This window comes from Achromobacter marplatensis (assembly GCF_049060505.1).
In the GTDB taxonomy this organism is placed as follows: domain Bacteria; phylum Pseudomonadota; class Gammaproteobacteria; order Burkholderiales; family Burkholderiaceae_B; genus Achromobacter; species Achromobacter marplatensis_A.
Window position 1 is genome coordinate 170,370 of the sequence record NZ_JBMGRB010000010.1, and the last position, 19,388, is coordinate 189,757.

The 19,388-nt window shown below is 64.9% G+C and carries 20 protein-coding genes; 6 read left to right on the forward strand and 14 right to left on the reverse strand.

The features are described 5' to 3' along the window. Nucleotides 1–63 precede the first annotated feature (63 nt). Nucleotides 64–684: an FMN-dependent NADH-azoreductase gene (locus ACI0FO_RS23590; RefSeq protein WP_416030672.1), complete on the reverse strand. Its 621-nt coding sequence runs from the start codon at nt 682–684 to the stop codon at nt 64–66. Further along, entirely contained in the window at nt 681–1,127 is a 447-nt protein-coding gene (locus tag ACI0FO_RS23595; protein ID WP_416030674.1) for a GNAT family N-acetyltransferase, read from the reverse strand. The genes ACI0FO_RS23590 and ACI0FO_RS23595 overlap by 4 nt, the downstream gene beginning before the upstream one ends. Nucleotides 1,128–1,223: 96 nt before the next feature. On the opposite strand from ACI0FO_RS23595, the gene ACI0FO_RS23600 reads away from it, so the two are divergent. Continuing rightward, complete coding sequence (locus ACI0FO_RS23600; protein ID WP_416030676.1) at nt 1,224–2,651, forward strand: PLP-dependent aminotransferase family protein; 1,428 nt, start codon at nt 1,224–1,226, stop codon at nt 2,649–2,651. Between the two features lie 3 nt (nt 2,652–2,654). Here the strand turns inward: ACI0FO_RS23600 and ACI0FO_RS23605 are convergent, their stop codons facing one another. Continuing rightward, on the reverse strand, nt 2,655–3,134 hold the full coding sequence (locus ACI0FO_RS23605) for a carboxymuconolactone decarboxylase family protein (RefSeq protein WP_416030678.1): 480 nt from the start codon (nt 3,132–3,134) through the stop codon (nt 2,655–2,657). 97 nt (nt 3,135–3,231) lie between these two features. After that, nucleotides 3,232–4,554 carry an ATP-binding protein gene (locus ACI0FO_RS23610; RefSeq protein WP_416030680.1) on the reverse strand — a complete coding sequence of 441 codons (1,323 nt, stop codon included), beginning with the start codon at nt 4,552–4,554 and terminating at the stop codon, nt 3,232–3,234. Between the two features lie 297 nt (nt 4,555–4,851). Here ACI0FO_RS23610 and chrA point away from each other — a divergent pair, with 297 nt between their 5' ends. Further along, entirely contained in the window at nt 4,852–6,108 is a 1,257-nt protein-coding gene (gene chrA, locus ACI0FO_RS23615; protein WP_416030682.1) for a chromate efflux transporter, read from the forward strand. A 35-nt stretch (nt 6,109–6,143) separates the two neighbouring features. Here chrA and ACI0FO_RS23620 read toward each other — a convergent pair whose 3' ends face one another. Next, complete coding sequence (locus ACI0FO_RS23620; RefSeq protein WP_416030684.1) at nt 6,144–6,938, reverse strand: enoyl-CoA hydratase; 795 nt, start codon at nt 6,936–6,938, stop codon at nt 6,144–6,146. A gap of 76 nt (nt 6,939–7,014) precedes the next feature. Continuing rightward, nucleotides 7,015–8,217, reverse strand: a complete 1,203-nt coding sequence (locus ACI0FO_RS23625; protein ID WP_416030686.1) for a multidrug effflux MFS transporter — start codon at nt 8,215–8,217, stop codon at nt 7,015–7,017. A 108-nt stretch (nt 8,218–8,325) separates the two neighbouring features. On the opposite strand from ACI0FO_RS23625, the gene ACI0FO_RS23630 reads away from it, so the two are divergent. Next, nucleotides 8,326–8,649, forward strand: a complete 324-nt coding sequence (locus tag ACI0FO_RS23630) for a SelT/SelW/SelH family protein (protein ID WP_105558637.1) — start codon at nt 8,326–8,328, stop codon at nt 8,647–8,649. A gap of 3 nt (nt 8,650–8,652) precedes the next feature. Here the strand turns inward: ACI0FO_RS23630 and ACI0FO_RS23635 are convergent, their stop codons facing one another. From ACI0FO_RS23635 to ACI0FO_RS23645, 3 genes are all read right to left on the reverse strand, one after another. Continuing rightward, nucleotides 8,653–10,182: a tripartite tricarboxylate transporter permease gene (locus tag ACI0FO_RS23635; protein ID WP_416030687.1), complete on the reverse strand. Its 1,530-nt coding sequence runs from the start codon at nt 10,180–10,182 to the stop codon at nt 8,653–8,655. Between the two features lie 3 nt (nt 10,183–10,185). Beyond that, on the reverse strand, nt 10,186–10,656 hold the full coding sequence (locus ACI0FO_RS23640) for a tripartite tricarboxylate transporter TctB family protein (protein ID WP_416030688.1): 471 nt from the start codon (nt 10,654–10,656) through the stop codon (nt 10,186–10,188). Nucleotides 10,657–10,828: 172 nt separating this feature from the next. Continuing rightward, nucleotides 10,829–11,989, reverse strand: a complete 1,161-nt coding sequence (locus ACI0FO_RS23645) for an MFS transporter (protein WP_416030690.1) — start codon at nt 11,987–11,989, stop codon at nt 10,829–10,831. A gap of 109 nt (nt 11,990–12,098) precedes the next feature. Between ACI0FO_RS23645 and ACI0FO_RS23650 the strand changes: the two genes are divergently transcribed. Next, nucleotides 12,099–12,584 carry a MarR family winged helix-turn-helix transcriptional regulator gene (locus ACI0FO_RS23650; protein ID WP_416030692.1) on the forward strand — a complete coding sequence of 162 codons (486 nt, stop codon included), beginning with the start codon at nt 12,099–12,101 and terminating at the stop codon, nt 12,582–12,584. 92 nt (nt 12,585–12,676) lie between these two features. Here the strand turns inward: ACI0FO_RS23650 and ACI0FO_RS23655 are convergent, their stop codons facing one another. Both ACI0FO_RS23655 and ACI0FO_RS23660 read right to left on the reverse strand, forming a co-directional pair. Continuing rightward, nucleotides 12,677–13,156 carry a DUF1348 family protein gene (locus ACI0FO_RS23655; RefSeq protein WP_416030693.1) on the reverse strand — a complete coding sequence of 160 codons (480 nt, stop codon included), beginning with the start codon at nt 13,154–13,156 and terminating at the stop codon, nt 12,677–12,679. Between the two features lie 31 nt (nt 13,157–13,187). Further along, nucleotides 13,188–13,778, reverse strand: a complete 591-nt coding sequence (locus ACI0FO_RS23660) for a TetR/AcrR family transcriptional regulator (protein ID WP_416030694.1) — start codon at nt 13,776–13,778, stop codon at nt 13,188–13,190. Nucleotides 13,779–14,172: 394 nt separating this feature from the next. On the opposite strand from ACI0FO_RS23660, the gene ACI0FO_RS23665 reads away from it, so the two are divergent. Together ACI0FO_RS23665 and ACI0FO_RS23670 are read left to right on the forward strand one after the other, a co-directional pair. After that, nucleotides 14,173–14,325: a hypothetical protein gene (locus tag ACI0FO_RS23665; protein WP_416030696.1), complete on the forward strand. Its 153-nt coding sequence runs from the start codon at nt 14,173–14,175 to the stop codon at nt 14,323–14,325. Nucleotides 14,326–14,652: 327 nt separating this feature from the next. Beyond that, nucleotides 14,653–15,315 carry a transferase gene (locus tag ACI0FO_RS23670; RefSeq protein ID WP_416030698.1) on the forward strand — a complete coding sequence of 221 codons (663 nt, stop codon included), beginning with the start codon at nt 14,653–14,655 and terminating at the stop codon, nt 15,313–15,315. A gap of 20 nt (nt 15,316–15,335) precedes the next feature. Here ACI0FO_RS23670 and ACI0FO_RS23675 read toward each other — a convergent pair whose 3' ends face one another. The 3 genes from ACI0FO_RS23675 to ACI0FO_RS23685 form a co-directional block, all read right to left on the reverse strand. Next, nucleotides 15,336–16,376, reverse strand: a complete 1,041-nt coding sequence (locus ACI0FO_RS23675; protein WP_416030699.1) for a porin — start codon at nt 16,374–16,376, stop codon at nt 15,336–15,338. Between the two features lie 175 nt (nt 16,377–16,551). Beyond that, nucleotides 16,552–18,102: a sensor domain-containing diguanylate cyclase gene (locus tag ACI0FO_RS23680; RefSeq protein WP_416030701.1), complete on the reverse strand. Its 1,551-nt coding sequence runs from the start codon at nt 18,100–18,102 to the stop codon at nt 16,552–16,554. A 167-nt stretch (nt 18,103–18,269) separates the two neighbouring features. Next, nucleotides 18,270–19,349 carry a site-specific integrase gene (locus ACI0FO_RS23685; protein WP_416030703.1) on the reverse strand — a complete coding sequence of 360 codons (1,080 nt, stop codon included), beginning with the start codon at nt 19,347–19,349 and terminating at the stop codon, nt 18,270–18,272. Nucleotides 19,350–19,388 lie beyond the last annotated feature (39 nt).

The following is a 19,388-nucleotide window of genomic DNA, read 5'->3' on the forward strand; positions in this document are numbered from 1 at the left end:
CGCCGGACGTGCCTGAAGTGCCCGGTAAACCCGCAGGGATCAGGAAGCACTAGCGCTGGGTGGTCAGCCCGCCAATGCCGGATGCGCGGCGATATCGGCTTCGGCGCGGCGGCGCGCGGCCAGCAGCGCATCGGGGCCGCGCGCCGTGCCCTCCACCGAAAAGAACGTCACGGATCGCAGGCCGATCGTGCCCAGCACATGCTTCAGATACGGCGTCAAAAAGTCAGGTTGGCGCGCGGCGTCGCCAGAAAATTCGCCACCCGACGAGATGGCGACGTACACGGGCCGGTCGGGCAGATTGCCGATCTTGCCTTCGGGCGTGATACGGAAGGTGCTACGCACGCGCACCACATGGTCGATCCACACCTTCAAGGACGACGGCACCGTGAAGTTGTGCATCGGCGTGGCGATGACGATATGCGTGGCGTCCTGCAACGCCTGGATCAATCGCGCCGATTGCCGCAGCGCGCCGCGTCCCAGCGTGGCGTCCCCCGGGTCCGCGGGCGCGCTCAACGCCACGGCGTAGTCGTGATCCACATGGGGCAGGGCGGTGGCGTCGATTTCAACGATCTCGGGCGTCCGGGGCCCTGACGCAGCGATCAAGCGGTCCAGGATGCGTTGCGACAGGCGGTGGCTTTCGGAGTCGCGGCCGCGCGGGCTGCAGGTAATGTGAAGAATGCTCATGCGGCGGAAACGTCCAGAGTCTTGCTAAAACGGATGGCGCTGGTCAACAGGCCTTGGCGGAAGTAGAAGCGCTGGGCCAGCGCATTGGATAAGCCCGTGTCCAGTACGAACCTGGCGCAACCCGCGTCGCGGGCCATGCCATCCAGCGCCTGCAGCAGGCGGGCGCCCCAGCGGGCGCCGCGCCGCGTGCTGTCCACGACCAGGTCGTCCACATACATGAAGCGGCCGTAGATCAGGTTTTCCTGATATCGGTAGCCGGCCAGCGCCACCACCCGGCCGGACTCTACCGCGGCCAGCAGCCGGTAGCTTTCGGCGCGCATGCGGGCGATGCGGTCAACGAAGTCGTCCGCGCCGGAAAGGTGCGTCCGCAGTTCACGCATCAGCGGCAGGCAGGCGCGTAGTGCGTCATCGGTATCAATGTGCGTTAAGGCGGAGTCGGTCATGGAGGAATTCACGGATGATTCAGGGAGGACGAGGCGTCATCGTAGAAAGCCCATGCCATAATTTAAAGGGCCATAAATTGAACTTTGGACTATGCCATGACCGATCAACGCCCTGGGGCCGGGATGCCGCCGCTAGCCTCCGACAGCGGCAATCCGCTCTATCGCCAGATTTACGACCGGTTTCGCGGCGCGATCGCGCAAGGCACGCTGGTACCCGGCGACCGCATTCCTTCCGCCCGCGCGTTGGCCAAGGAAATAGGCGTGGCGCGCGGTACGGTCGAAGTGGCGTATTCGCTGTTGGTCGCCGAAGGCTACATCCAGGCACGCGGGCAGGCGGGCACCATCGTCGCGCCCGACTTGCAGCCGCAAGCGCGGCCCGCCACGGTGTCGCCGATGCCGGAACCGCCTGACGACGAACACGGCTGGCATCGCCCCGCCGTCATCCTGCCGTTCCAGATGGGAATTCCGGCCCTGGACGAATTTCCCCGCAAGCTGTGGGCGCGGCTGGGCGCCCGACAGTTGCGCGGCGTGCAGGCGCCGGACCTGTCCTATCCGCCATCCAACGGGCTGACGGGCTTGCGGACCGCCGTGGCCGCGTACTTGCAAGTGGCGCGCGGTATCCACTGTCAGCCATCCGAGGTGTTCATCACCTCGGGCTACAACCATTCGATGCAGTTAGTCATGCAGGCGCTGCTTGCGCCGGGCGACCGCGTATGGGTGGAAGACCCGGGTTACCCGCCCACGCGCGCCTTGCTGGCGCAGGCCCGCATGCAGGCGGTGCCGATACCGGTGGATCACGACGGCCTGATGGTCGGCGAGGGCATTGCGCAATGCGCCGACGCAAAGGCGGCCGTAGTGACGCCGGCGCATCAAAGCCCGCTGTCGATGTCCTTGTCGCTGCCGCGCCGGCAAGCCCTGTTGGAATGGGCGGAACGGCAGCAGGCCTGGATCGTCGAAGACGATTATGACGGCGAATACCGCTATGCCAGCCGGCCCTTGCCGGCGTTGAAAAGCCTGGATGCGCAGGGGCGGGTGCTGTATGCCGGCTCGTTCAGCAAGGTGCTGTTTCCGGGAATGCGGCTGGCGTACCTGGTGGTGCCGGCGGCGCAAGCGGCGCGGTTTGACGGTGTCTGTCGACTGCTGTCGGGCACCGCCCCGGGTTTGACCCAATCCATCCTGGCCGCTTTCATGACCGAAGGGCATTTCGGGCGCCATATCCAGCGCATGCGGCGCTTGTACGGCGAACGGCGCAACGCCACGGCTGCGGGCCTGACCGCCGCCCTGGGGCGGCGCATGCGTATCGATCCGCAACCGGGCGGCATGCACCTGGTGGCGCGCATGGACGGCCGGCAGTGGGATCAGCCGCTGGCGGCGCGGATGCTGGAGCAAGGCATGTATGCGCATGCGCTGTCGCGCTGGTCCTCGTTGCCGAATCCGCAAGAGGGCCTGTTGCTTAGCTTCACGAACATCGCCTCGGAAACGCAAGCCCATGCGTTGGGCGTGCGGATCAAGGCGCTGATGTAGGCCTTAGTTCAACCCGGCCTTGTCCAGGCCGAAGGCGGCGTCCGCCGAGCCCGGCACGGTCCGGAACGCTACATTCAGGCGGTTCCAGCCATTGATGGCGACCACGCGGAACGTCAGGTCCGAGATTTCGGCTTCCGTGAACGCCTCGCGCGCCTGCTCATACACCTCGTTGGGCACGCCGTGCGCGGGCAGGGTCGTCAGCGCTTCGGTCCATGCCAACGCGGCCCGTTCGCGGGCCGAGAAAAGGGGAGATTCACGCCAGATGGCGATATGGTGCAGGCGCAATTCGCGTTCGCCGTGCAGCTTGGCTTGCTTGACGTGCATGTCCAGGCAAAAACCGCAGCCATTAATTTGCGACGCGCGGATATCGATCAGGTCGCCGAATTCCTCAATGGCCGGCACCTTCTTCATCGCCGCACTGAAGTCCATGTACTTCTTGGACAGTTCGGCCGACACCTGGAAATAATTCAATCGTTGGCTCATTTGCCTACCTTTCTGAAACGCTGTTTTCGAATGAGGATGGGAGTTCGAATCATGCGTCGGATTGGCCTAGGCAAAAAGTGCCATAAATCGTGTTTTGTTATAGGCCATGGGGCGTGCCGGCGCCCAAGCCTGGCCAGCGCAGCACGAACCGCGCGCCGCCTAGCGGGCTGTCCTGGATGTCGATCGTGCCGCCGTGGTTCGCGGCCACCCGCTTCACGATGGCCAGCCCCAGGCCGGCGCCGCCCGTGCCGCGGTCGCGGCTCTCGTCCAGCCGGATGAACGGTTCGAACACGCGTTCCCGATCCGCTTCGGCGATGCCGCCGCCATCGTCATCCACCAGAAGCTCGTAGCCTTCGCCGGGGATTTGTTTCAGCTCGATCTCGACGCGCTGGCTGGCATAGCGCACGGCGTTCTGCACCAGGTTCAGCAAGGCGCGGCTCATGTAGCGCGGATGCAATTCGACGTGGGCAGGATGGCCCTGGCGTACCCCGCATTGGATGCCTCGGGCGTCCGCCTGATGGGCGACCTGCGCCAACGCTTCGCCCAGCCAGTCGCACACGTCCACGGTCTCCTGCTTCACGTTGTCGTCGGCGGGCCGTTCCAACCGCGCATAGACCAGCAATTCGGCGACCATCGCCTCTAGCTCCGAGATGTCGGTGCGCATGTCCTGCAGGATCTGTCCGCGGCGCGGCAGATAGCGGTCATGGCCCAGCATGTCCACTTCGAACGACAGGCGGGCAAGCGGGGTGCGTAGTTCATGCGACACGGCATTGGTCAGGCTGCGTTGGTTGTCGATCAGCGCCGCGATGCGTTCGGCCATGTGGTTGAAGCTTTCGCCCACATGCCGAATCCCCGAAATACGGGACAGGCGCACGCGCACGCTCATGTCGCCCTGGCCCATGCGCAGGGTCGCCTTGCGCAACGCGTCCAGGTCTCGCCAGATCGGCAGGGCCCAACCCAGTAGCAGGACGATTGCCAGCACGATGCTCAGCGCCGCCCAGGCGGACCAGGTGATCCAACGCTCCATTGCGGGTTCCAACGGCAGCCGCACGTCCAGCCACTGCACCGGCTCGCCCGGCAGGCGGGTCAGGTACGTGTTGTAGTCGTCCCGCATGATCAGGCCGGTGCGGTCCAGCTGTTGCTGCTCTGCCGGCGTCGGCGTCACTTTGCTGTCGGGCAGCAGCGTCAGGACAAGGCCATAATGGGGCAGCAGTTCTTCCAGGATATAGCGGGCCCGGTCCTCCGGCGCGATGGCGTCCAGATCTTTGTGTAGCGCGTAGATCTGTCCGCGCACCGCGCGGTAGGACAGGTCGGCGCTAATCGAGTCCAGCAAGTATCCGAAGCTGAGGTTGACCAGCTGCGTCGCCACGGCATAGCCGATCGTGGCGATGATGACGATGCGCATCGCGAACTTAAGCATCAGGGGGCCTTTCCTGTGGCGCCAAATGTCAGGCGCGGCGCGAAGCGGAGGTTGGGAAGGGCGGTGTAAATCATGCGGCGATAGCGGGCTAATCGCGCATGCTAGCGACGCGCGCGCGTCGAAATTCCCTGGATTTGTGTGTCAATTGTGAAGATTCGTGCAGTCCGCGCCCGCCACGCACGGGCCGATCGCGCGGCAAGGGCCGTCAGACCCGATTGAAACTGCCGCGCGCCCCGGCTATAAGCATGGGAAGGGGCGGACATTCGGCGCCCCGCCTGCCATTGATCGCTCAGCAAGATGCCGCACCCGCCTCCCCACGACGAGCACGTCGCCAGCCGGCCCGCCACGCACGAACGCGTGGACAGCGGCCGGGGTTCCTGTTTTGAAGTATTCCTTGTCTTTCTGCGCCTGGGGCTCACTTCGTTCGGCGGACCGGTGGCCCATCTGGCGTTTTTCCGCACGGAGTTCGTCGACAAACGTCGCTGGCTTGATGACTACGCCTATTCCGACCTGGTGGCGCTGTGCCAATTCCTGCCCGGTCCGGCAAGCAGCCAGGTCGGCATGGCGATCGGGCTGCGACGCGCGGGCTGGCCTGGCATGGCGGCCGCCTGGCTGGCCTTCACCTTGCCGACCGCGCTGGCCCTGATTGGTTTTGCGTTGGGGTTGGCGCATTTCGGCTGGCTGTCGCAATCGGGCGCCATACACGGATTGAAAGTGGCGGCGGTGGCGATCATCGCCCAGGCCGTCTGGGGCATGGGCCGAACCCTGTGCCCGGACCGCCCACGGGCGGCATTGGCAGTGGCGGCGGCGTTGCTCACCGCCGCGCTGCCCACCGCCTGGGGGCAACTGGGCGCGGTCTTGCTCGGCGTCGTCGTGGGCGCCGCCGCGTTGCAGGTGCCGCCTCGGCCCCTTTTGGCCAGCCGCGCGCAGGGCGGGTCGCGCCGCGCGGGCTATCTTGCGATTGCGCTGTTTGCGGCGCTGCTGGCGGGCCTGCCTGCGTGGGCCGTTCTGTCCGATTCCCCGCTGGCTGTCCAGATCGCAGGCTTTTATCGCGCCGGCGCGCTGGTATTTGGCGGCGGCCACGTCGTGTTGCCTTTACTGGAGGCCACGGCGGTATCGGGCGGCATGGTGTCCAACGCCGATTTCCTGGCCGGCTACGGCGCGGCGCAGGCCATGCCGGGTCCGGTGTTCGCATTCGCCGCCTTTTTGGGCGCATCGTCCGCCGGCCCGTTGTCGGGCTGGGCAGGCGGGCTGGCATTCCTGGCCATCATCTTCCTGCCCGGCGCTTTGCTGGTGGCTGGGGCGTTGCCGTTCTGGGAAACCCTGCGGCGGCGGCCAGGCGTGCGCAACATGGCAGCAGGCGTGAACGCTGCCGTAGTGGGTATTCTGCTGGCGGCGCTTTATGACCCCGTCTGGACCACCTCCATCCTGACCAAGGCCGATTTTGCGCTAGCGTTGTTGCTGTTCGCGTTGCTGGTCTATGCGCGCTGGTCGCCTGTCTGGGTCGTGCTGGTGGCGGCAGCTGGCGGCTGGGCCCTGGCTTGGTTGAACTAGGGCCTGGGCAGACCGCCTTTGCGGCCTAGCAAGATCTACGCCTGCCAGCGTGGCGCGCGCTTTTCCAGAAAGGCGTCGATGCCCTCGCAGGCGTCGGCTTCCATCATGTTGCGCGCCATGACATCGCCCGCATAGTCATACGCGTCGGCCAACGCCATCTGCCGTTGCTTGTAGAACATATGCTTGCCATAGCGGATGGCCGACGGGCTTTTCGTCAGGATCTCGGCGGTCAGGGCGCGCACCCGGGCATCCAGTTGCGCCTCGGGCACGGCGTCGTTGATCAGGCCCCAATCGGCGGCCTGGGCTGCATCGATGAAGCGGGCGGTCACCAGCATCTCGAAGGCGCGCTTGGCCGACACGTTGCGGCTGAGCGCCACGGCGGGGGTCGAGCAGAACAGGCCGACATTGATGCCGGATACGGCAAAGCGCGCATTGTCGGCGGCCACCGCCAGGTCGCAACTGGCGACCAATTGGCACCCCGCGGCGGTAGCGATGCCTTGCACCTTGGCGATGACGGGAACAGGCAGCGCCTGCAAGCCCTGCATGACGCTGCCGCATTTGCGGAACAGCGCGCGGTAGTAGTCCAGCGACGGCTGGCTGCGCATTTCCCGCAGGTCGTGCCCGGCGCAGAACGCCCGGCCCGCCGATTCCAGCACGACGCAGCGCACGTCGGTATCACGCTCCAGCGCGTCGATCTCTTGCTGCAACGCGCCGAGCAAGCCTTCGGACAAGGCATTGAATTGCGACGGGCGGTTCATGCGCAGCGTCACCACGCCGTTTTCCGTGGTGCGTTCAAGCAGCGGCGGTTGCGCCGAAGTGTCCAGGGCCATGTCGTCTCCAGGAAAGAGGGTTCCTGGATACTATCGCAAGCCGCGCTGCGATTCAGCCAGCGATTCAGCCAGCCAATCAGCCAGCCAATCGCCGGGCCATGCCGGGCGCCAGGCATAGCAGCGGCGCGACGATCAGTGCGCCGATCAGGGCCATCGCGGCCTGGGGCGCCACGCCGCTGTCCAGCAGCAAGGTCGCGATGACGGCGGAGCCGCTCATCTGGAAGAGGCCATACACGGCGGCCGCGGTGCCGGCGCGTTCGGCGAACGGTTCCAGCGCCAGGCTCAGGCCCGATCCCAGCGCCAGCGAAAAGCCCACGGTCAGCACGGCGACGGGCAGCATGAAGATCCATGCCGACAACGGCGCCCACCACCAGGCGGCGGCGTGCATGGCCGACGCCAGCAGCAGCGCCGCCATCCCGACCCGCACCATGGTGTGACGGCCGTAGCGCGAGATGAAGGCCGGCGCCAGGAAGAAGGCGGCGATGTTGATCGCGGCGTTGCCGCCGAACCATGCGGAGAAGCCCAGCTCGGTATACCCCAACTGCTGCACCAGCACGACCGGCGCCGCCGAGACGAACACCAGGATCATCGCCATGCCCGCCGTGCCGAACATCGCAAAGTACAGGAACCGGCCGCTGGCGACGATGGGCAGATAGCGGCGCAGACTGTAGAGCGCGGTCCGGGGCTGGGACGGGGCCGGCGCCGCGCGGGTCTCCTCGAAACGCTTGGCCAACAGCGCGGCCAAGGCCAGCGCGAACCCGACCATGAACACGAACGTGCTGCGCCAGCCGGCCTGCACCGCCAGGATGCCGCCCAGCATGGGCGCCAGCGCCGGCACGGAACACAGCGCGCCATTCAGATAGCTATAGACGCGGGCGCCGACCGCCGGGCTGAATCGGTCGCGCACGGCGGCGAACGCCACCAGCGAGGCCGAGCATGCGCCCAGCCCCTGGATGACGCGGGCCGCATAGAACATCTCGAGCGATGTTGCTGCGGCGCCGAGCGCCGAGCCGGCCAGGTAGGCCAACGCGCCGCCCAGGGCGACCGGCCGGCGGCCATAGCGGTCGGCCAGCGGGCCGATCAGCATCTGGCCGACGCCCACCGCGAAGATGAACAGCGTAATGCTGGCCTGCAGCGCGCTCACGGGCTGGCCGAAATCCTGCGCCATCGCGGGCAGGGAGGGAAGGTAGATGTCGATGCCCATCGGCGTCAGCGTGACCAGTCCCATCAAAAGACCGATCAGCCAGCGTTGGCTTCGGGAGGATGCAGCAGACTTCATGGCAGGCTCTGGGCGCATTGCGCACCCGGGAAAACCCGACATTATCCACCAATGCGTGACGCGGCCGAAGCCGGGCGCGGCCACGTCGGACGCAGTAAAATATCCGGCATGAACACGCCCGCCTTTCGTCCCCGCATCGTCATCCTCTACTGCACCCAGTGCCAGTGGCTGCTGCGGGCTGGCTGGATGGCGCAAGAACTGCTGTCCACGTTTTCGACCGACTTGGGTGAAGTGGTGCTGCAACCCGGTACCGGCGGCATCTTCCAGATTACCTACAACGGCGACCTGATCTGGGACCGCAAGAGCGACGGCGGCTTCCCGGAAGCCAAGGTGCTGAAGCAGCGCGTGCGCGACCGGCTGGATCCGGGGCGCCCGCTAGGCCATATCGACGGTCATACCGCCGGCCCGCTGGCAGCGCCTCCGGACGACTGACGGCTACGCCGCCGATTCCGATTCCTGCAGCGCCGCGCGTCCCTTGTTGCGTTGGCGAACCGCCGATGCGACCAGCAGCGCGATCAGCGCGACGCAGGCCAGGATGAAGCCCAGGCTGATCGGGCGCGACACGAAGATCGACAGCTCGCCGCGCGACAGCAACAGAGCGCGGCGGAAGTTCTCTTCCACCATCGGCCCCAGCACAAAGCCCAGCAGCAGCGGCGCGGGTTCGAACCGCAGCCGGATCAGCGCGTAGCCCGCTGCCCCGAACACCGTCACCATGCCGACGTCGAACAGGTTGTTGTTGGTGCTGTAGACGCCCACGCAGACAAAGAACAGCGCGGCCGGGAACAGGTAGCGGAACGGCACCGTCAGCAAGCGCACCCACATCCCGATAAGCGGCAGGTTCAACAGCAACAGCAGCACGTTGCCCACCCAGAAGCTGGCGATCAGACCCCAGAACATGTCGGCGTGTTCGATCATCATCTGCGGGCCGGGCTGGATGCCGTGGATGATCAGCGCGCCCAGCATCAGGGCCATTACCGGATCACCGGGAATGCCCAGGCTCATCGTGGGAATGAAGCTTGTCTGCGTCGACGCGCTGGTGGCGGCTTCCGGGCCCGCGATCCCTTCGATCGCGCCGCGGCCGAAGCGGCGCGGTTCGCGCGCCACTTTCTTTTCCACCGCATAAGAGATGAACGACGCGATCGTCGGGCCCGTGCCAGGCAGGATGCCGAACGCCGCGCCGATGGCCGTGCCGCGCACCAGGGCGCCGCGCGATTGCTTGATGTCGCCGGCTTCCGGCCGCATGGACTTCATGCCGACCTTGGCCGAGGTGACCTTGCTGTCGCCGCCGATGCGGTTGATGTTCTTCAGGAAATCCGCCACGCCGAACAGGCCCATGGCCAGCGCCACGATCTGCAACCCGTCGGACAGTTCCAGGATGCCGAAGTGAAAGCGCATCGTGCCCGTGTTGACATCGGTGCCGACCACGCCCAGCAGCAGCCCCACGACCACCATCGCCACGCCCTTGATCGCCGACCCCTTCGCCAAGGTGGCGCCGGCCAGCAGGCCGAGCATCATCATGGAGAAATACTCGGCCGGGCCGAACTTGAAGGCCACGTCCACCAGCAGCGGGGAAAACAGGATCATGGCCAGGATGCCCACCGATGCGCCGCAGAACGACGAGAACATCAGCATGAACAAGGCGGACCCAGCTTTGCCGTTGCGCGCCAGCGGATTGCCGTCCAGGCACGCCACGGCATGCGACGCCGTGCCCGGCAGGTTCAGCATGATGGAGGTGATGCCGCCGCCATACTGCGAACCGTAATAGATGCCGGACAACATCACCAGCGCGGCGGTCGGGGTCATGGTGTAGGTAAGCGGCAGCAGGATGGAGATGGCGGCTAGCACGCCCATGCCCGGCAGCACGCCGATCAAGTTGCCCATGAACACGCCAAACACGGCCCACATCAGGTTGTCCAGCGCGAAGGCCACCGAAAACCCGTGCATCAGGTTATTGAAGATATCCATCGCTCAGCCCCAACGGAACAGCGGAAATTGCAGTTGCAGCGCCCACGAGAACACGGCCACGCCCAGGATCGTCACGCCCACGGCCAACATCGCGGCGGTGCGCCACGTGTGTTGACGGTCTCCCATCGCGGAAAGAAATACCAGGACGAACGTGGCGGGCACCAGACCGCCGAATTTGCCGATCAGGATGAAGGCAAGCAAGCCGCCGATGATGCAGCCCCAGCCGCGCCATTCGGGCGGTGGAACGTCTTCGGCGTCTTCTTCGGCGGCGGCAGGGGACGCGGCCATCTTTGCGATGACCAGACCCAGCATGACCAGCAAGGCGCCCAATATCGCCGGGAACATACCCGGCCCCATACGTGCCAGGCTGCCTAAGGTGTAGGTGGATGCCTGCGCGATAGCGCCCAGGCCCAGCACGATCATCGTGCCGGCTGCCCACGCTTCGCGCCGGACGGCGCTGCGTTTCGACTGCATTGGTCTAGTCTCCCGTTGTTGTGCTTTTGTCTGACTGCTGTCTGAACAAAAACTGACATTGCAATGAATGCGGGAGTCTAAAAATCCAAACTTCCGTTCACCTTTCAGGCAAACGGAGAATTGCGCCGAGCGCGTTATTTAAGCGGAAAATTGCGGGAAATCCCTAGGCCAGCTACACCACGGATGGCGGACGAAAGCGGATCGCCATGGCGAAAAGCACCACGCAGATCAGTGTCATCAAGATCCATGCCGGCGTGAGGTCGGCCAGATGCTGGCGGATCAGGCCCGCCGCAAATGGGAACAGCGCGGCGATCAGATATCCAACGCCTTGCACGAACGACGCCAGCCGGCCGGCTTCCGAGGGGGCCGCGGCATGATCCATGGCCACGATCAGCGACAACGGAAAGAGTGCGCCGATGCCCAGTCCCGCCAGGATGGCGGCAGGCCAGGCTAACGCGGCGGGCGCCGCGATCCAGCCGACCAAACCCAGGAACAGCGCGCCGATCGCCACGAAGAGCGCCGGCCGTCGGTCTGGCAAACGGCCGATGCACAGCGAGACGAGCAGACCCGCGGCGATTTCTGCGGCAGTCACGGCGCCAAGCAACTGGCCTGCCGAAACCGCCGACCAGCCCAATGCGGTGTAGTAGGGCGGCAACCATGCCAGGACCAGCGTGTACGCGCCCGTGCCCAGACCAAAGAACACCGCCAGCAGCCAGGCGCGTGGGCGGGGGGTGCGCAGCGCGCCGGATGTGGCTTGGCCGACGAACGGCGCGGGCGATGCACGGTTCACCCACAGCCACGCCGCCAATGCGATGACGGCCGGTAAGGCCCACACCGCCAGCGCGTGCAGCCAGCCAGTGCGCTCGGCGACAATGGGCGAGGTCACGCTGGCCACGGCCGCGCCGCCCATGATCGCGGTCGAATAGAGGCCCATGATGGCGCTGCTGCCCGTTGTGAAGCGGGTTTTGATGTAGATGGGCAGCAAGGCTTGTGTCAGGGCGATGCCCAGGCCCGCGACGACGCCGCTGGCCAACATCAGGCTGGTCTGGCCCGCCCACAAGCGGCCTGCGGTGGCCAACGTGACCAATGCCAGGCCGACGGCCACACCGACCGATTCGCCGATCAGGCGGCGCAGCGGCGCCACGCTCAAGGCGCCAAGCCCCATGACGAAGACGGGCAGCGCGGTCAGCAGGCCGGCCACCGAATCCGACATGCGCGTGGCGGCTTGCACCCAGTCCAGCAATGGGGGAACGGATGCCAGGACGGGACGCAGGTTCAGGCCAACAAGGATGATGGCGGCGATGCGCCAAGCGTTGAAACGGGGGGAAGACACGGTGACTCCAAACCCGGAAACGCTGCCCTATGCGGCACGTTCCGGTAAACTATCTTGGCATCAAGATATTTTTATTTTATCTTTACGTCAAGACAATTGGAGGCAGACCGTGGATAGGGCAAGCCGGGCAGTGGAACAATGGAACCGCGAACGTCCCGACCTGGATGTGTCGACGATGCGCGTGCTGGGCCGGTTGGCGGAATGCGCGCTGGTGATCACGCGCGACCGGATCAACCCGCTGTTTGCCGAGTTCGGCTTGCAGCAAGGCGAATTCGACGTGCTGGCCACGCTGCGGCGCAGCGGCAAGCCGTATGCGTTGACGCCCACGGCGTTATACGAAGACGCGATGATCTCGTCCGGCAGCATGACCAACCGCATTGATCGGCTGGAAAAGGCCGGCCTGGTGGTACGCACGCCCAACCCCGACGATGGGCGGGCCACCCTGGTGATGTTGACGAAACCGGGGCAAAAGCTCATCGACGAAGCCGTGGTGGCGCATCTGCGCAATCAGGTTGAGGTGCTGTCGCCGCTAAGCGCGGCCGAGCAGGAGCAATTAAGCCGCCTGCTCGGCAAGTTGTTGAAGGCCTACGAGTAAGTGGTTGAAGACCTACGAATGAGTGATTGAAGGCCTGCGAGCAAGTAGTTAAAGGCCCGGGATAAATTGCTGCACGCGCCATGCTGCGGCGCCTACAACCCTAATTCGGACAACCCCGGATGATCGTCCGGGCGCCGGCCCAATGGCCAATGGAATTTGCGGTCGGCTTCCTTGATGGGCAAATCGTTGATGCAGGCATAGCGATTTACCATCAGGCCGTCTTCGCGGAATTCCCAGTTTTCGTTGCCGTAGGAGCGGAACCAATTGCCCGAGTCGTCGTGCCATTCGTAGGCGTAGCGCACCGCGATGCGATGGTCCGTGTAAGCCCATAGTTCCTTGATCAACCGGTAGTCCAGCTCTTTGGCCCATTTGCGCGCCAGGAAGGCGCGGGCTTCGTCGCGATTCTTCACGAATTCGGCGCGGTTGCGCCAATGCGTGTCCGGGCTGTAGGCCAGCGCGACCTTGTCGGGGTCGCGGCTGTTCCAGCCGTCTTCGGCCAGCCGGACCTTCTGGATAGCGCTTTGGTGGGTGAAGGGCGGCAAGGGGGGGCGGACTTCGGAAGGGGATGTCATGGCAAGGCCTCGTGCGGGGGAAGAAAGCGGTTCAGGGATGGGCGGACAGCAGCGCCGAGGCGGCGCGCTCGGCGCTATCGGTAATCGACAGGTCGCCCGTCACCAGCGCCACGGCGATGGCGCCGTCGATCAGTACCAACAGCTGACGCGCCGTCTCGTCGGGATCGGGCACGCCTGCGGCCTCGGTCAGCGTCAGCACGTGGGCCAGCAAGCGGGCCTTATGCAGACGCGAGACTTCGCGTATTGGATTGGCGGGGTCGCCGATTTCGCCGGCGGCATTAATGAATGCGCAACCGCGGAATCCTTCCGACGCAAACCATTCCCGCAAGGCATCGAAGATGGACATCACCCGCGCGCGGGGCGTCGCCGCCTGCGTCGTGGCGGCGATGAACCACTCCATCCAGCGCTGATCGCGCGCTTGCAACGCGGCCGCCACCAGGGCTTCTTTGGTGGGGTAGTGCTTGTACAGGCTTTTGCGCGCAACGCCCGAGGTCTTTACGATCAGATCCATGCCGGTCGCATTGATGCCCCCTTGATAAATGAGGTTCTCGGTGGCACGAAGCAGGCGGACCTGCGTGTCGTCCAGGGCGCCGGCGGGGAGGGCGTGGGTGGCGGAGGTCATGAATTCAACCTTGGAGAATGATCGTTCTTCGTAAAGGGAAGTGCATGATAGAACGATCATTCTCCATCGTCAACGCGTGCGTTCAATGGGGCCGGCACAGTAAGCGCATGCGCTGATCTGCTTGCTTTTTCTGCCAAAATTATGCTAATATCATTTAATTCGCATAAATAACAACAGCAAAAAACGGCTGCGCTAACCTAGGCAAGTACATAGACAAATACGTGTCAAGTACATAGCCAGGTACATAGCCAAGCGCAGCAACAGCGAACCCCCAGCGCTGCCTTTTTACGAATGCCTTCCCCCGCGTCCCCACACGGCATTCCTGGCACGCTTGAATCCGGCAGGTACTTTGCTTACGCGGGGGAGGCCATGCGCCTCGCACAGGAGAACGCTCATGTCGCATCAACTGATTGGTAAGAAGTGGCGCTTCGAGATTCCGCCCTTGGAATGGAAAGCCCCCGACGCGAACAAGGAATCTGAAGTCGACGCGGTGCCCGCCGACACCGACGCTTCAGAAGACGCCGATAAGCTGCGTCTATCCGCTTGATCCCTTCTCCCTGACGCTTGTCGTCCGGCCTGTATTCCCAGGCTGATTCAATCCTGATTGACCGGTTCCGAACGGCGCGCCTGGTGCGCGCCGTTTGATTACGCCGGTTTTTCCCATCCCGCTTTCCCGACCCCGCGCTCTTTCCGCCCGCATGCCCGATGCCGTATGCCGGCGGCGCCTTGGCTGCGCGAGCGGCGGGCGGACGCATTCTTGGGTGGCCGGGCGCCCACAATTTGACCCTGGCGAGTATTCGGAATGCCTGAAAACACATCAAACCCTCAACCGGTTCGGCCATTCATCTATGCCACGGCGACATCGCGGTCGCTCATGTTTTCTCATGCCGAAATCCAGAGCCGCATGTGGACGAAAGACCCGTCCGCGCTCAACCTGGAATACACGCGCATCATGATGGCGTTCCTGCTTTTCAACCCCGAACCGCGGCGCATTGCGATGGTCGGGTTGGGAGGAGGGTCGTTGGCCAAATTTTGCTATCAACAGCTGCCGTCCGCCCGTATCGACGTATTCGAAATCAATCCGCACGTCATCGCGTTGCGGGATTCGTTTCAGGTGCCGCGGGACGACCACCGCTTCGCGGTGCTGCAAGGCGACGGCGCGACATTGATTCGCCAGTACCGCAACGAGTACGACGCCGTGCTGGTGGACGGCTATGACATCAACGGGTTGCCGCGGCAATTGACGACGAATGCGTTCTACGACGCCTGCTTCAATGCGCTGGCGCCAGAGGGCATGATGGTGTGCAACTTCCACGCGTTGCGCCCCGGGTACGACGGCTACCTGACCCGTATCAAACAGCGCTTTGCGGGGTCGGTATTGGTGGTCAACGACCTTTCACGCGCGCACCGCATTGTGTTCGCTTGCCAGGGAGATAGGCTTAAGCACTGCACCGGCCTGCCCAAGCGCCGGCCTGACGCGATGAGCACCGAAATGTGGCTGCGGCTGGCCCCTACGTTTTGGCCGATGCTGGTGTAACGCTATGGGCGGGAAACGGCTTAGAAGTGATGCCTTATCCCCACCACGGATTGCAGCGTGTGCGACTGCCGCCGGTCCACGCGGTCAAGCAGGGCGTATAGATTCGTGCGCTTGGACAGCTCGTGCTGATAGCCCAGGCCCCACCCCTTGATGCGCGATGCCGTGGCACGCTGGTAGGCCGCCAGCACGCGGCCGCGGCGGTTAAGGGGAACGCTGGCGCCGCCCACGAACGTGTTGATGCGCGTGAATCCGGCCGATGGCCCCGTGTTGGGATCGCGTAAATGGCCGTAGCCGGCATGCAACTGCATCCACTCGAAGTCATACATGGCGCCCAACTGGAGGTTGGTGGCCCGCATGGCGTTCGAAGCGCGGGCGTCCGGGTTCAGGCGCTCGTAGGTGAAGGCCGTGGAAAACGGCCCATTCCGATAGCGCAAGCCGGCCGTCCATACGCGGTCATGGTCGGCGGTTGCGAACGGGTCTTCGTTATGTGCGGAAAAGCTGTACCCCACACCCGCCTGCCAGCCTTGCAAAACAGGCGTTCGGTAGATCAACGCATTATTGACGCGCCCGCTGGACCCGAAGTCGCCGTCGTTGTAGCCCAAGGTGATGGAAGCCGCCGCGCCGCTCCAACTGGTGCCGAATGGCGATGCGATGCCTCCCCAGCTGTCGCTCAATACCTGTTGGCGGCCGGCGCGCAGTTCGCCGAAGGGGCCGGTCAGGCCCAGATAGGCCCATCTGCCGAACAATTGGCCTTGCCCCTGCGTGCCGTCCGACGCTTGAAAGCCGCTTTCCAGCCGGAACACGACCCTGTACCCGTTGCCAAGGTCTTCCACGGCGCGCAGGCCCCAGCGCGACCCCGATCGCGTGCCGTCCTTCATGGACAGGCGCGAGGACGCGCTGCCGGAGCCGGAAGCCTGGCGCTGACGCTCGTAACCCAGCCCCAGGTCGATCAAGCCATAGAGCGTGACGCTGGTGGTGGCCGCTTGCGCGGCGCCGCCACCCGTGCACAAGGCCGCCAACGCCGCGACCAGCGCACTGCATGTCATTCTTGCTGCGATCATGAGATTCCCCCTTGAAAGACCGGTGCGCAGCGAGGCGCACAAGGATCCTCGGCGGCTGCTGTCGAAAGCGGCCGCGCAAGGTGAAGGGAGTCTAGGTGTCCGGCCAGTGAGCCTAAGTGGAAATCAGACGGTTTGACCGTCTGACTGATATTGCTGGCCGCCGCGTGCGCGGCGATCAGGCGCCGTGCGCGACGACGCGGTTTCTTCCTTGCTGTTTGGCGGCATACAGCGCTTCATCCGCCGCTTCGAATACCTGCCCGATGTCCGACCCGCATGACGGCCATTGCGCTACGCCGGCCGACACCGTAATGCCGCTTACGCCGTGCAAGGAGCGGTCGGCCAAGTGCGTGCGCAGCCGTTCGGCGATCTGGCTGGCTTCCTTGATTCCCACGTTGGGCAGCAGAATCAGAAATTCTTCGCCGCCATTGCGGCAAAGGATGTCGGAGGGACGTGAACAGTCGCGCATCAATTGCGCCATGCCCCGGATAACCTCGTCACCCGTGGCGTGGCCATAGGTATCGTTTACCCGCTTGAAGTGGTCGATATCCAGCGCGACGACCGCGAACGGCGTGCCCGAGGCTTGCAGGTCTTGCACGGCGTCCTGCGTGCCGCGCCGGTTGCGCAGGCCGGTCAACGGGTCGGTGATGCTGGCCAGGTTCAGCTTGCCGATCTTATCTTGCAGCGCGGTGAAGCTCCAGATGACGGCGCGCTTCAAGCGCTCGGCCTCGAAGTACCAGGCCTTGACCGACTGCACGCGCTGCATCGCCACCGCGACGTCTTGATGTTCGACGTTGGTGGCCAGCTGGGACAAGGGGCGCGAGATCAGGCGGGCGCACCACCAGATGGCCGCCAGAAACACCAGCGCCAAAGGCGTGGCATAGCCGATCAGTGTCCAGATGAGGGCGTTGATCGGCTTCAGGGTGACGTCGGCCGGCCGCTGCGCGATGATGCCCCAGCCGCTGATCGGTTCGGCCGCGTAGCCCGCCAGCATATCCACGCCCTTGGTGTTGACCACGCGCTGCGCGCCCGACTGGCCTTGGGTCACTGCCGCGACCGCCGGGTTACGCATGACGTTTTCGCCCACCCGCGCGGCTTGTACGTGATAGATCAGTTGGCCGTCGCCATCCACCACGAAGAGATACGAGCCGTCTTGGTAGTGGTGTTTCCCCAGCAATTCCTGCAAGGCGCTTTCATTGCGCAGATAGATCGTGCCGGCGATATAGCCCAAATAGCGGCCATCGTTGGAATAGATCGGATGCGACAGGTTGATGAGCATGTTGCCGGCGATCGACACATAGGGCTTGCTGATCATGGGCTGGCGGGCCTGAAGCGCCGCGCGGCTGCCCGGACTGTCCACCCGCGTGCCCAGGAAGCTGCGGAAGTTGCGCGTCGTGGCCAGAATGACGCCGTCGGCGCCGACGATACCCACGGAGTTGAAACTGTCGGTCTGTTCCTGCACGCGCGCGACTTCCGCGGCCAGGATGTCGGGCGCGTCGACCTGCACGGCCATGTGCCGCGCGCTGTAGGCCAGTTGCTGTTGCGCGGCCTTCAGGAAGTTGCCGGCGCTTTCGGCCAGCTTGGCCGCATATACCCGGTTCGACTCCAGCGTGTTGGTGATGAGCAGGTCGCGTTGCACCCGATAGCTGGCGTACAGGGCATTGGCCGTCGCAGCGGCGGCGCTAAATACGGTAAGCGCAAGCACAAGCCCGCGTAAGTTGATTCGCATGGATCGGAGCGGACTAGGGACCAGGACAGGCGCGGCGCCTGGCCGCGGGTGAAAAAGGGGGGGCGAAATGCCGGCAGGCAAGGCCGCATGCAAGTAAGGTGATTGTAAACATGACAAAGATCGTTGCGGCGGCCGGCTCTCACTATTACGGCAATGCGCGGACGGATCTATAGGCCGCTGGCGTCCGGCTCGTCGAGTAGCCGCGCCGCAGGCGAGCGTGCCGCCGCGCCGGCGCGGAAATAGCCCATCACCGTGGCCACGCTGGCGTGCCCCGTCATGGCCATCGCGTCCCCCAGCGGCACGTTGCGGCGGCCGGCTTCGGTGACGAAACCCGACCGCAAGCTGTGCGCCGAGAAATCGCCTTCCAGGCCAGCCAGTTTGCAGCGCTGGCGCACGATATCGCGCACCGCGGCGGCCGCCAAGGGTTCGCCGATGATGTCGCCGCGGCGCACGCGGCGAAAGATCGGCCCCTGGCGGATGCCGCTGGCGGAGAGCCACGCGTCCAGTGCCTGCGCGGCGGATCCCGCGATGGGCTTCTGGTCGTCCGCGCGCGTCACGCCCGCTTGATTAGTCTTGGAATGCGCCAAGGTATAAAGGAAGCCTTCGGCCGTGCGCGTCGTGTTTTCAACCGTTGCCCGCACGACTTCCGAACGGCGGCGGCCGCCGCTTGCCCACGCGAACAGCAGCAAGGCCCGGTCGCGCAGGCCACGCAGCGTGTCGTCGCACGTCGCCAGCATGGCTTGCAAGGGTTCGCGGGTCAGCGCTTCTTTTTTGGCGGGCGCCACGCCCCGGCGGGCATAGGCGCGGCGGGTCTTGGCCAGCAGCTCGCGCACCGGCGCCGCGCGGCAAGGGTTGGGGTGACCCAGCAGCTCATGCGCCTTGGACAGCACGGACAAGCGTTGCAATAGCGTGTTCAGGCTGGGCGCGCCCAACTTGCCTTTAGCCTTCAGGCGGACGAGTTCCTGGTCTAGCGCCAGCGGCAGTTCCCATTTCAGCCCCTGGTCCGTCGTCCGTTGGGCGTGATCCACAACGAATTGGATGACAGCCGCGTCCGGCAAGGGCAACGCGAAGGGTTGCCCATAGCGCAGTTCGAACCAAGCCGTCCAATACCGGATGGCGGCGCGGTAGCTGGCGGCGGTGTTGGCGGAACTGCCTTCCCGCATCAGGCTGCGGACCGCGGCGTCGGCCTGGGCGTCCAGCGCGTGCGGATCCAGCAACGGCAGCGCCGCAGGCAGCGTCAACTGCATAGGGGAGGGGTTCGGAATCGTGTCATGGGCGCCGTCATT